Annotated in this window: 12 protein-coding genes; 7 read left to right on the forward strand and 5 right to left on the reverse strand. The window is 66.4% G+C overall.

The window, feature by feature from the left end; all coding sequences use genetic code 11:
• Positions 1 to 11: 11 nt before the first annotated feature.
• Entirely contained in the window at positions 12 to 695 is a 684-nt protein-coding gene (locus ACRB8A_RS09235; protein WP_050684820.1) for an SDR family NAD(P)-dependent oxidoreductase, read from the reverse strand.
• Positions 696 to 837: 142 nt separating this feature from the next.
• On the opposite strand from ACRB8A_RS09235, the gene ACRB8A_RS09240 reads away from it, so the two are divergent.
• Positions 838 to 3,186 carry a SulP family inorganic anion transporter gene (locus ACRB8A_RS09240; RefSeq protein WP_050684821.1) on the forward strand — a complete coding sequence of 783 codons (2,349 nt, stop codon included), beginning with the start codon at positions 838 to 840 and terminating at the stop codon, positions 3,184 to 3,186.
• Between the two features lie 72 nt (positions 3,187 to 3,258).
• On the opposite strand, the gene ACRB8A_RS09245 is transcribed toward ACRB8A_RS09240, so the two are convergent.
• The 3 genes from ACRB8A_RS09245 to ACRB8A_RS09255 are packed head-to-tail and all read right to left on the reverse strand — an operon-like array spanning position 3,259 to position 5,997.
• Entirely contained in the window at positions 3,259 to 4,209 is a 951-nt protein-coding gene (locus ACRB8A_RS09245) for a COX15/CtaA family protein (protein WP_050684822.1), read from the reverse strand.
• Positions 4,210 to 4,216: 7 nt separating this feature from the next.
• The gene (locus tag ACRB8A_RS09250) at positions 4,217 to 5,032 is read right to left on the reverse strand and encodes an ABC transporter permease (RefSeq protein WP_432245994.1); all 816 of its coding nucleotides are present in this window, start codon (positions 5,030 to 5,032) and stop codon (positions 4,217 to 4,219) included.
• Complete coding sequence (locus tag ACRB8A_RS09255; protein ID WP_432245995.1) at positions 5,029 to 5,997, reverse strand: ABC transporter ATP-binding protein; 969 nt, start codon at positions 5,995 to 5,997, stop codon at positions 5,029 to 5,031. Before ACRB8A_RS09255 ends, ACRB8A_RS09250 begins: the two co-directional genes overlap by 4 nt.
• 107 nt (positions 5,998 to 6,104) lie before the next feature.
• Between ACRB8A_RS09255 and ACRB8A_RS09260 the strand changes: the two genes are divergently transcribed.
• From ACRB8A_RS09260 to ACRB8A_RS09285, 6 genes are all read left to right on the forward strand, one after another.
• A complete protein-coding gene (locus ACRB8A_RS09260; RefSeq protein ID WP_082178215.1) occupies positions 6,105 to 6,947 on the forward strand; it encodes a helix-turn-helix domain-containing protein in 843 nt (280 codons plus the stop codon).
• Positions 6,947 to 8,410: a Fe-S cluster assembly protein SufB gene (sufB, locus tag ACRB8A_RS09265; protein WP_050684825.1), complete on the forward strand. Its 1,464-nt coding sequence runs from the start codon at positions 6,947 to 6,949 to the stop codon at positions 8,408 to 8,410. The genes ACRB8A_RS09260 and sufB overlap by 1 nt, the downstream gene beginning before the upstream one ends.
• Positions 8,411 to 8,412: 2 nt before the next feature.
• Positions 8,413 to 9,699, forward strand: coding sequence for a Fe-S cluster assembly protein SufD (gene sufD, locus ACRB8A_RS09270; RefSeq protein WP_432245996.1), 1,287 nt, complete (start codon positions 8,413 to 8,415; stop codon positions 9,697 to 9,699).
• Positions 9,700 to 9,719: 20 nt separating this feature from the next.
• Entirely contained in the window at positions 9,720 to 10,079 is a 360-nt protein-coding gene (locus ACRB8A_RS09275; RefSeq protein WP_050684827.1) for a non-heme iron oxygenase ferredoxin subunit, read from the forward strand.
• Positions 10,080 to 10,157: 78 nt separating this feature from the next.
• On the forward strand, positions 10,158 to 10,946 hold the full coding sequence (sufC, locus tag ACRB8A_RS09280) for a Fe-S cluster assembly ATPase SufC (protein WP_432245997.1): 789 nt from the start codon (positions 10,158 to 10,160) through the stop codon (positions 10,944 to 10,946).
• A 10-nt stretch (positions 10,947 to 10,956) separates the two neighbouring features.
• Positions 10,957 to 11,289 carry a metal-sulfur cluster assembly factor gene (locus tag ACRB8A_RS09285; RefSeq protein WP_050684829.1) on the forward strand — a complete coding sequence of 111 codons (333 nt, stop codon included), beginning with the start codon at positions 10,957 to 10,959 and terminating at the stop codon, positions 11,287 to 11,289.
• A 61-nt stretch (positions 11,290 to 11,350) separates the two neighbouring features.
• Here ACRB8A_RS09285 and ypfJ read toward each other — a convergent pair whose 3' ends face one another.
• A complete protein-coding gene (gene ypfJ / locus ACRB8A_RS09290) occupies positions 11,351 to 12,235 on the reverse strand; it encodes a KPN_02809 family neutral zinc metallopeptidase (RefSeq protein ID WP_056600407.1) in 885 nt (294 codons plus the stop codon).
• Positions 12,236 to 12,289: the final 54 nt, after the last annotated feature.

Genomic DNA, 12,289 nt, shown 5'->3' on the forward strand with positions numbered 1-12,289 from the left:
ACGGCCCGGCATCACCATTCGAGGTCGGCTCCGCCCAGCGCGCAGAACCGCAGGGGAGCCGGGTCGCCGCTTTCCACCAGCTTGAGAAGTTCGACGGCGGCCGTTGCCGGCAGCTTCGACGCCCCGGGAACACCCATGGCCGTGGCAAGTTGGCCCGGGTGAACTGCCCAGCATCGGACTGAGCCACCGAGTTCATTGGCCAGGGAGATGGTCAGCATGTTCTGCCCGGCCTTCGAGACGCGGTACGCATAGCTGGTGCCCAGGTGGACGTAGTGCCCGGCGGCCTGCCGGGACAGGGAGCCCAGCCGCGAGCTGACGTTGATAATGAGAGGCGCGGGAGTCAACTGCAGGGCCGGCAGCAGTTCCTGCACCAGCCGGAGCGGCCCCGCCACGTTGGTATCGAGGCTTGCCAGCAGCAGGTCCGGATCCACATCGCGGACCCCGCCGCGCGGGGCACCCTGCGCGGCGTTGTTGACCAGCAGGTCCACGCCACGCCCACCCAGCGCCTCCCGGAAAACGCCTGCGGGATCGGCCGTGACGTTGTGCTCGACGACGGTGATGCCGCCGTCGAACGGTTCCAGCCCCTGGGCCGACCTGACCACCGCCACCACGTCCCAGCCCTGTGCGCTGAATTCTTCGGCGCAGGCACGGCCGAATCCCCGTCCGGCACCCGTTACCACCATCAGTTGTCCCATGGAAAAACCCTACTGCGGCACGTGGAACTTACTTCGGCAACCTAGATATGACAGGCTTGTCATATTGATCACTTTTTTGGTCACTCGGCGTTACTGACTGGTTACGGTGGAATGGATCCTTCCCGCAAGCAAAGGAATATCCATGGCCCCCGGTCACTCGAACCTCCCGTCCACCAGCCACAGCCCGCCGAACCCAGGCCAGCCGGGCAGCAAGCGTCCCGGGCTCCGCAGGCCGGCTTTCCTGCGTCACCTGGGTGCCGACATTCCAGCGTCCCTGGTGGTCTTCCTGGTGGCCTTGCCGCTCTCCCTCGGCATCGCGGCCGCCTCCGGCGCCCCCATCATGGCCGGACTCATCGCCGCTGCCGTCGGCGGCCTCGTGGCCGGCAGCCTGGGCGGCTCGCCGCTGCAGGTCAGCGGGCCTGCCGCCGGACTGACAGTGATCGTGGCGGGCCTGGTGGACCAGTTCGGCTGGCAGGCCACCTGCGCCATCACCGCAGCTGCAGGCATCGTCCAGCTCCTGCTGGGCATCAGCCGGGTGGGCCGGGCAGCGCTGGCGGTGTCCCCCGTAGTGGTCAAGGCGATGCTGGCGGGGATCGGCATCACCATCATCCTGCAGCAGCTCCAGGTCCTGCTGGGCGCCCAGCCGGCCGGCTCGGCCCTGGAAAACCTCGCATCACTTCCGGCCGCCATCACCGGACTCGAAATCCATGCCGCACTGCTGGGCCTTGCTGTCATCGGCATCCTGCTGGGCTGGAAATACCTTCCGCCTGCCATCCGCCGCATTCCCGGTCCGCTTGCCGCAGTCACCGCCGGCACCGCCCTCTCCGTGGCACTGGCGCCAGGCCTGGAACGGATTTCCTTTAACGGATCAATTTTCGACGCCGTGGCGCTGCCGGAACTTCCGGACGGCAACTGGCGGACCATTGCGTTTGCCGTGCTCTCCATGGCCCTGATCGCCAGCATCGAATCCCTGCTGTCCGCCGTCGCCGTCGACAAGATGCAGAACGGGCCCCGCACCAACCTCAACAGGGAACTGGTGGGCCAGGGCGCAGCCAACATTGTTTCCGGATCGCTTGGCGGCCTGCCCGTAACGGGCGTGATCGTCCGGAGCGCCACCAACGTCGAGGCCGGCGCCCGGACCCGTTCCTCGGCCGTGCTGCACGGCATCTGGATCCTGGCTTTCTCGGCCCTCTTCGCCGGACTGATCCAACTGATTCCGTTGTCGGTCCTCGCCGGACTCCTGGTGGTGATCGGGGCGCGGCTGATCAAGGTGGCGGACATCCGGACCAGCCTGCGCACCGGTGACCTGCTGGTCTACGCCGTGACGTTGCTGTGCGTGGTGTTCCTCAACCTGCTCGAGGGTGTGATCATCGGCCTGGCCCTTGCCGCGGCAAGCGTACTGTGGCGGGTGCTCCGGGCCGAGATCAAGGCCCACCAGCCTGCCGGCCCAGACGCCGCCTGGCGGATCACCATTGCCGGCTCCTGCAGCTTCTTCGCGTTGCCCCGCCTCAACCGGGTCCTGCAGGCAGTCCCGGAAGGCCATCAGATGGTGGTGGAGATGAACGCCGACTACCTGGACCATGCATTCCGCGAGGCGTTGATCGCCTGGCAGAACCAGTACCAGGCAACCGGCGGCAGCGTCAGCCTCGAGGAACACGGCAACACCCTGTTCCAGGACGCGGCAGACAATACCCCCAAGCGGCAGGAAGCCCGTGAGCTGCCGCTGCCGCCGCGGACCACGTGGCAGGAGCCGGCTGCCGCTGTCACCGGCCACGCGGCAGCTGAGGGCGGTTCCGCCGCAGCCAGGCCGCTGCGCTCCATCCTGCTGGGGATCAACAAGTACCACCGCCGCTTTGCGGACCAGGTCAAGCCACTGGTGCAGGACCTGGCGGACAGCCAGAACCCGGACACCCTCTTTGTTGCCTGCGTGGACTCCAGGGTCAACCCGAACCTCATCACCAGCAGCGGACCGGGTGACCTGCTGACGCTCCGGAACATCGGCAACGTGGTGTGCCACGACGGCCAGGATGCCTCCATCGATTCTGCGCTTTCCTTCGCGGTCAAGGGCCTGGACGTGGATTCGATTGTCATCTGCGGGCATTCGAACTGCGGCGCCATGAAGGCCCTCTTCGACGATGCCGGCGGAACGGGAAACGCTGCGCTGGGCACCGGTTTCGAGGCCTGGCTGGACCACGCCCGGCCCAGCTACCGCGAACTGGTGGCCGGGCATCCCGTGGCGCTGGCGGCAGCCGGGGCAGGCTACTGCCGCCTCGACCAGCTGGGAATGGTCAACGTGGCCGTTCAACTGGCCAAACTGGAAAGCCACCCCCTGGTGGGCCCGGCCCTGGCGGCCGGCACCGTCCAGGCGACCGGGCTGTTTTACGACATCGCCTCCGCGCGGGTGGTGCTGGTGACGCCCGGCGGGATCGAGGTCCTCGATCCCGCGCATGCCGCTGCCGGCAACACTCCTGTGCCTGCAGCGGCATCCTGACGTCTTAAAAATGGAAGGCGCCCCGGTCCAGGTGGACCGGGGCGCCTTGCGCAGGGACTGGAGTCCGCGCTGCTACCCGGCAGCCACGGGGCTGCTGCGGGCAACATCCCAGGCGTTGGTAGCGGCTGACATCAAGAGCGCGGCTCCGAGCATGTGCGCCGCAACCAGCAGTTCAGGAATGCCGTTGTAGTACTGCGTGAAGCCGATGACGCCCTGCAGCAGCGTCACGGCCAGCAGGCCCAGCACGGCTGCACGGAACGGACCCTTGATCCGGCGCAACAGGACCACTGCCACCGCCACCAGGGTTCCTGCTGTAATCAGGTAAGCCGGTACGGCATGGATGTGTGAGAACAGGTCCCAGTCAAGGTTGTTGCGGGGGGCGTCGGCGTCGCCGGCGTGGGGCCCGGCTCCGGTGACCACCACGCCCAGCATCACGGCCAGGATGGAAAAGATGGCGACGGCGGCGGTCAGCGGGCGCATAACGCCCGGAACAGCGGGAAGCCGAAGGGCGGGGAACCTGCCGGTCCGCCCGTAGGCCCGGTTCACCAGCAGGGTGGCGAAGACCACCAGGGCCATGGAGACCAGGAAGTGTAGGCCCACCACCCAGGGGTTGAGTTGGGTCAGGACGGTGATGCCACCGATCACAGCCTGCGCCGGAATGCTGGCGAGCAGGCCCAGGGCCAGCAGGAACAGGTCCCGGCGTTCCTTGCGGAGGTTCCACAGGTACACCAGCAGGAGGGCGGCGACGGCGGCCAGCGCAAAAGTAAGCAGCCGGTTGCCGAATTCGATGAAGCCGTGGATTCCCATCTCCGGCGTGTTCACCAGGGACGTTTCGGTACAGCGCGGCCAGGTGGGGCAGCCCAGTCCGGAAGCGGTCAGCCGGACAGCGCCGCCGGTCACCACCAGCAGGGTCTGCCCGATCAGGGAGGCCACGGCCAGGCGGCGGACACTCTTGTCCACCGTGCGGGGCAGCCGCGCGGCAAGGCGGCCGGCTAGTTGAGGAAGGCGGGAAACCGTGCTCACGAAAAACTCAATTCCATTTGAACCAGCGGATGGCTGCTGCACCGGCGATAACCGTCCACAGCAGCAGGACAAGGGCAGCGGCGCCGTTCAGGGTGCCGCCAAGGAATGCCTCACGCAGGGACTCGCCCAGCGCACCTGAGGGCAGGTAGTGCACCACTGCCTGCGCGGCACCCGGGAGCCGTTCGCCCGGGATGACAATCCCGCCGAGGGCGCCCAGCAGGATCCACAGCAGGTTGGTGATGGCCAGGGTGGCTTCCGGCCGGACGGTTCCGGCAACCAGCAGGCCCAGCGCCGTGAAGGCGCCTGCACCAAGGACCAGCAGCAGCAGGCCGGGCAGCCACCCCGCGGCGGGCGGCTGCCAGCCAAGCAGCAGCGCCACCAGGGTCACCACCACCACCTGCAGGCACAGGACCACCAGGACGGAGAGGGCCTTGCCGGCGATCAGTCCACCGCGGCCCAGGGGAGTGGTGGACAGGAAGCGGAGCACACCGTAGCGGCGGTCAAACCCCGTGGCGATCCCTTGGCCGGTGAAGGCCGTGGACATGGCGCACAGGGCCAGGATGCCCGGTACGGCGACGTTGATCCGGCTGGCACCCATGCCGTCCAGGAAAGGCGTGACTGTGAGTCCCACCAGTGCCAGCAGCGGAAGGATGATGGCAAGGATCAGCTGCTCACCGTTCCGCAGCATCGCCAGCGCCTCGTATTTGCCCTGCAGCAGCACCCGCCGGAACAGCGTCGCCGGACCGGAAAGCGTGCTGCCGCCCGGGTTTCCGGCAGCGCCGGGGGACGGCGCAGGGCCGGTGCTTGCGGGGGTCCCGTTCATCGGACGTCCTTTCCCGAAATATCCAAAAAGACGTCTTCAAGGCTGCGCGCCTGCAGGCTCATGGCGGTCGGCATGATGTTGCGTGCTTCCCACCAGGTGGCCAGAGCGGCCAGGTGCGCCGGGGCCAGGGCGCCGGTCACCGTGTAGCTGCCGGCCCGGACCTCGAGGATTTCCGCACCGGGCGGCAGGACGCCGTCGAACTCCAGTCCGGGGTCCGCATCAAAGACCAGGGTGCGCACCTGCTCCGCGCCGGGTGTTACGCCATGGTCCCGCTGCAGCAGTTCCTGGACCGTGCCCTCGGCTACGTTGCGGCCGCCGTCGATGATGTAGACATAATCGGCAAGCCGCTGGGCGTCATCCATCAGGTGCGTGGTGAGGATGATTCCCATGCCTGCATCGCGGAGTTCTGCGATGAGCTCGAACACCACCTGGCGTGACTGCGGGTCCAGGCCGGCGCTTGGCTCATCCAGGAAGAGCACTTCGGGGCGGCCGATCAGCGCCGCAGCCAGGGCCAGGCGCTGTTTCTGGCCGCCGGAGAGCCGGCGCACAGTGGTTCGGCTGAAGGCGTCGATGCCCAGCCGTTCCACGAGTTCGGGCACCGGCCAGGGGTTGGCGTAAAGGCCTGCGACGTGCCGCAGCAGCGGGATGGGCTTGGCCGACGGCGGGAGGCCGCCGTCCTGCAGCATCACGCCAACGCGGGACCGCAGGTCAGCCCCTGCCGCAGCGGGGTCCCGGCCCAGCAGGGTGATGGTTCCCCCGGTACGCTTCTGCAGGCCCTGCGCGCACTCGAGCGTGGTGGTTTTACCGGCTCCGTTGGCGCCGAGGAGGGCGGTGACCTGGCCGCGTTCCGCGGTCAGCGACACACCGCTGACCACGCGGAGCATCCGGCCGTCGAGGCTGGAAAGGGGGCCGACGTCCTTGATAAGCCCGTCAATGGACAGGACCGGGGAAGATGGGGATCGCACCCACGTATTCTACGGGACGTAGTACTTACGGCCGCCGCGCCGGCCGACAGGCCGAGGCCAGCCTGTCCTTACTGGAGGACGGGACTAAATTACGACATGATTGTGTTGTGTATTCCGTGAGTAACGCTACTGTTGCGCCCGTCACCGGGCGCGGGGCCGCACAGGCCCCCACCCACCGCAGCCCTGTGGCCGCCGGTGCGGTGGCCGACGCGGATGACCGAACCCGGGACCGCGTCCTGTCCGCCGTCCTGGAGCACGGGCCCGTGAGCGCCGCCGAACTCGGCGACCTTCTGGGCTTCACCCCTGCCGCCGTCCGGCGCCACCTGGATAACCTTTCGCGCGCGGGCGTCATCGAAGTCAAGCGTGCTGCCCGCTCCGGCGGTGGCGCAGGCCGCCCCGCCCGGCGGTACGTCCTGAGCTCGCAGGGCCAGTCGAGCCTGGGGAACGATTACCTGGACATCGCCGCCCTGGCGCTCCAGCAGCTCCAGAAAGCCGCCGGCCCGGACGCTGTCCGGGCGTTCGCCGTCGAACGCTTCGCCGACATGGAACGCCGCTACGCCCCGGAAATCGACAAGGCAGGCCCGGACATCGCCGACCGTGCCAAGGCGCTCTCCGATGCCCTGAGCCGGGACAACTTTGTGTCCTCCGCAGCCTCCATCGAAGCCAAGGCCCCGCTGCCGGCCGCCCTGTCCAGCGTCCAGCTGTGCCAGGGACACTGCCCCATCCAGGAACTCGCGTCCCGTTTCCCCGTATTCTGCGACGTTGAGACCGAAGTTTTCTCCCGGCTGGTGGGCGTCGACGTCCGCCGGCTGTCCACGCTGGCCCGCGGCGGCCACGTCTGCACCACCCACATTCCTACAGGCAGGCTGTCTGCCCCGGAGCCCGCAGGCTCCCCGGCAGCCCCCGCCAGCCTGGTTGAAGTAAACAACCATCAGCAAGAAAGGCCGTGATGACGGACCAACTATCAGAGAAAGCGGTAGCCGAAAGCACTGTGATCTCGGAGATTCTCGAAAAGAATCCCGAGCTCCACGGCATCGGTAACTACGAGTATGGCTGGGCTGACAAAAACGACGTCGGCGCCAACGCCCGACGTGGGCTCAGCGAAGAGGTCGTCCGGGACATTTCGGCCAAAAAGAGCGAACCCCAGTGGATGCTTGACCTGCGCCTGAAGGGCCTGAAGTACTTCGACCGCAAGCCCATGCCCACCTGGGGTGCAGACCTCTCCGGCATCGACTTCGACAACATCAAGTATTTTGTGCGCTCCACCGAGAAGCAGGCTGCCACCTGGGAGGACCTGCCCGAGGACATCCGGAACACGTACGAGAAGCTTGGCATCCCCGAAGCCGAGCGCAGCCGCCTGGTTTCCGGCGTGGCAGCCCAGTACGAGTCGGAAGTGGTGTACCACCAGATCCGCGAGGACCTGGAACAGCAGGGCGTCATCTTCCTCGACACCGACACCGCGTTGAAGGAACACCCGGAGATCTTCCAGGAGTACTTCGGCACCGTCATCCCCGTGGGCGATAACAAATTCGCGTCGCTGAACACCTCCGTCTGGTCCGGCGGTTCCTTTGTGTACGTCCCCAAGGGCGTCCACGTGGACATCCCCCTCCAGGCCTACTTCCGCATTAACACGGAAAACATGGGCCAGTTCGAGCGGACGCTGATCATCGCGGACGAGGACTCCTACGTCCACTACATCGAGGGCTGCACGGCGCCGATCTACACCTCGGACTCCCTGCACTCCGCCGTTGTGGAGATCGTGGTGAAGAAGGGCGCCCGCGTCCGCTACACCACCATCCAGAACTGGTCGAACAACGTCTACAACCTGGTGACCAAGCGCGCCATCTGCGAAGAAAGCGCCACCATGGAGTGGGTCGATGGCAACATCGGCTCCAAGGTCACCATGAAGTACCCGGCCGTCTACCTCGTTGGCGAGCACGCCAAGGGCGAGACGCTGTCCATCGCCTTCGCCGGCGAAGGCCAGCACCAGGACACGGGTTCCAAGATGGTCCACATCGCACCGAACACCAAGAGCTCCATCATCTCCAAGTCGGTGGCACGCGGCGGCGGCCGAGCCGCCTACCGCGGCCTGGTCCAGGTCCGTGAAGGCGCCAAGCACTCCGCCAACACCGTCCGCTGTGACGCGCTGCTGGTGGACACCATCAGCCGCTCGGACACGTACCCGTACATCGACATCCGCGAGGACGACGTTGTGATGGGACACGAGGCCACCGTGTCACGCGTCAGCGAAGAGCAGCTGTTCTACCTGATGTCCCGCGGCATGCGCGAAGACGAGGCCATGGCGATGATCGTGCGCGGCTTCATCGAGCCGATCGCCCGGGAACTCCCCATGGAATACGCACTTGAGCTGAACCGCCTGATTGAACTGCAGATGGAAGGGTCCGTCGGATAACGATGACTGAAATCACTACCGAAAAAGCGCGCATCGGCGCGCCCTCAGCCCAGCCGTTCATCGACGGTTTCACTGAAGAGGGCGAAAGCCTTTCGCCCATCAACGCTGCGGGCGCCAAGTCCCCGCTGGCGGGAGCCTCTGCCAAGAGCCACTCCCACGGCGGCGGCGAAGGCATTCCGGACAGCTCACGCGCCGGCCGCCTGACCTCCTACAAGCTGGCGGACTTCAAGCCGCTGACCGGCCTGGAAGAGGACTGGCGCTTCACCCCGCTCAAACGGCTCCGCGGCCTGCACAGCGAGGTCCTCTCCGGCGCGGCCCCCGCCGTGTCCGTCAGCGGTCCTGACGCTGTCATCGTGGAATCGGTTGGCCGCGACGACCAGCGGATCGGCAACGCCGGGATCCCGGAGGACCGGGTCTCCGCCAACGCCTGGGAGAACTTCGCCGAGGCCACCGTGGTGACCATCCCCGAAGAGTTCGAAGCCGATTCGGAAATCACCGTCAACATCACGGGCAGTTCGGCCGACGCCGCCGCCCAGCACCTGGTGATCGTGGCGAAGAAGTTCTCCAAGGCCGTTGTTGTGCTCAACCACACCGGCAACGCCGTGGTGGCCGAAAACGTCGAAATCGTTGTTGAGGACAGCGCCAACCTCACGGTGGTGTCCCTGCAGGAATGGGACGACGCAGCAGTGCACGCCTCCTCGCAGCAGGCAAAGATCGGCCGCGACGCGAAGCTCAAGCACGTTATGGTCAGCCTGGGCGGTGACCTGGTCCGGGTCACGCCGTCCGCGCGTTTCACCGCCCCCGGCGGCGAAGCCGAACTGTTCGGCCTGTACTTCGCTGACGCCGGCCAGCACCTTGAGCAGCGCCTGTTTGTTGACCACGCCGTGGCCAACTGCAAGTCCAACGTGCTGTACAAGGGTGCCCTGCAGGGCCGCAACGCGCACGCCGTCTGGGTGGGCGATGTCCTGATCCGCAAGGAAGCAGAAGGCACCGACACCTACGAGGCCAACCGCAACCTGCTGCTCACGGAAGGCGCCCGCGCCGATTCCGTCCCGAACCTCGAAATCGAGACGGGCCTGATCGAGGGTGCCGGCCACGCCAGCGCCACCGGCCGGCTGGATGACGAGCACCTGTTCTACCTGATGGCCCGCGGCATCCCGGAAAACGTGGCCCGCCGCCTCGTGGTCCGTGGCTTCCTGAACGAGATCATCCAGCAGATCAAGGTACCCGCCCTTGAGGAACGCCTCACGGACGCCGTGGAGCGCGAACTCGCGCTGACGGAAAACTAAGGCACGGGGCACGGGAACACATGACTGACCAGCCAAAAGGCGAACTCGTCTGCAAAGTCGATGACATTTCGCCGAAGCAGGCCCTGCGGATCCTGATCGAGGACTACCCGGTGGCCATCGTCAAGGACTCCATGGGGGAGATCCATGCGATCGGCGACACCTGCTCGCACGCGGACATTTCCCTGTCCGAGGGCGAAGTGGAAGGGTGCGCCATCGAGTGCTGGGGCCACGGCTCCCAGTTCGACCTGCGCAGTGGCCAGCCCCTGCAGCTGCCCGCCTACGATCCCGTTCCTGTGTTCGCTGTTGAAATCCGGGCCGACGAGGTCTACGTGGACTTCAGCAACGTCCTCAACGGCGCCGAGGCACCAACCTTCAGCTAGCACCACAGATTCACGAACCAACTTCCAGACAAAGACCGCACCGCAGCCGCCAGGCCGGTGCAGAGGAGAACAAGACATATGTCTACTCTTGAGATCAAGGACCTGCACGTCAGCATTGAGACGGAGCAGGGCACCAAGGAAATCCTGAAGGGCGTCAGCCTGACCATCCGGACCGGCGAAACCCACGCCATCATGGGCCCCAACGGGTCCGGCAAGTCCACGCTGGCCTCCACCATCGCCGGACACCCCCGCTACAACGTCACCAGCGGCACCATCACGCTGGACGGCGAAGACGTCCTGGAAATGAGCGTTGACCAGCGTGCCCGCGCCGGCGTTTTCCTCGCCATGCAGTACCCTGTCGAGGTTCCCGGCGTGAGCATGACCAACTTCCTGCGCACCGCCAAGACCGCCATCGACGGCGAAGCCCCCAAGCTGCGCACCTGGACCAAGGACGTCAAGGCTGCCATGGAGCAGCTGCGCATCGACGCCGACTTCGCCCAGCGCAACGTCAACGAAGGCTTCTCCGGCGGCGAAAAGAAGCGGGTCGAGATCCTTCAGCTTGAGCTCTTCAAGCCCAAGTTCGCCATCCTGGACGAAACCGACTCAGGCCTGGACGTCGACGCGCTCAAGGTCGTCTCCGAAGGCGTCAACCGCGCCCACTCCGAGGGCAACATGGGCACGCTGCTCATCACGCACTACACCCGGATCCTGCGCTACATCAAGCCTGACTTCGTCCACGTCTTCGTTGACGGCCAGGTTGTTGAAGAGGGCGGCCCGGAGCTCGCCGACCGCCTGGAAGACGAAGGCTACGACCGTTACGCCAAGGGCGCCGGCGCTGCCGCCATCGCTGCGGCACCGGCCCTGTAAGGAACCCGCCATGACTGATATCAAGCCGGGCCAGACGGCCCTGGAGGACGTCGAAGAGGCGTTGAAGGATGTCATCGATCCCGAGCTCGGCGTCAACATCGTGGACCTGGGCCTGCTCTACGGGCTCAAGTACTCCGACGACGACGGCGCGCTGCTGATCGACATGACGCTGACCACCGCAGCATGCCCGCTCACCGACGTCCTCGAGGAGCAGGTGGGCAAGTCCCTCGACGGCGTTGTGGACGAGTGGCGCCTGAACTGGGTCTGGATGCCGCCGTGGGGTCCCGAGCGGATCACGGACGACGGCAAGGACCAGATGCGGGCCCTCGGCTTCAACATCTGAAAGTACGACGACGGCCGGTTACCTTTTTCGCAAAAGGTAACCGGCCGTCGTCGTACGTGCCTTAAAGGTTGGCGGCGGCGAAGGTGTCGCACTGTTTGATGTCGCCGGTTTCGTAGCCTTTGCTGAACCAGGCCTGGCGCTGCTCGCTGGAACCGTGGGTCCAGGCTTCCGGGTTGACCTGGCCGGTGGCGGACGCCTGGATGCGGTCATCGCCCACGGCGGACGCGGCCGACAAGGCATCGTTCAGGTCCTGCTGGGTCAACGGTTCCAGGTACGGCTGGCCGGTAGCCGGGTCCGCAACGGTGGTGGCGTGGCGGGCCCAGAGCCCCGCGTAGCAGTCGGCCTGCAGTTCCGTACGGACGGCGCCGGACTCCGGCCCCTGCGGATCCTGTTGCGCGCGGTCCAGGTCGCCCAGGATGTTCTGGACGTGATGGCCAAACTCATGGGCCACCACGTATTCCTGGGCCAGTGGACCGCCGGAGGACCCAAACCGGTCCACCAGTTCCTGGAAGAAACCCGGGTCGAAGTAAGCGGTGGTGTCCGTGGGGCAGTAGAACGGACCCACGGCGCTGGTGGCCGAACCGCAGCCGGTGTCGGTGCCGCCCTCGAAAATGACGGTCTCGGGCTGCGGGTACTGCACGTTGTACTGCTGCAGGTAGGCCGGCCAGAAAGCGTTGAGGCTGTTGACCGTGCCCGTGATGCGGCAGTCCTCGCGCGCATCGGCGTCCGCACCTGTGGAGCAGGCCGGCGCCGTGCCCTGCTGCTGGGTTTGCGGTGCCTGGGTGCCTGCCAGGCCGCCCAGGAGGTCCGGGTTGATGCCCAGGAGCAGCGCCACCAGGAGGACAAGTCCGCCGCCGATGCCGCCGCCCACTTTTACGCCGCGGCCCATGCCGCGGCGGTCCTGGACCTGCGAAGGGTCCAGCTGCACATTGTCATTGAAACTCATAGGGTCACAATAGCCCGCGGCCACGGCGCCGGACCGGAGCCTGCCGGTAAAGTT

This window comes from Arthrobacter sp. G.S.26, from assembly GCF_050847375.1.
GTDB lineage: Bacteria > Actinomycetota > Actinomycetes > Actinomycetales > Micrococcaceae > Arthrobacter.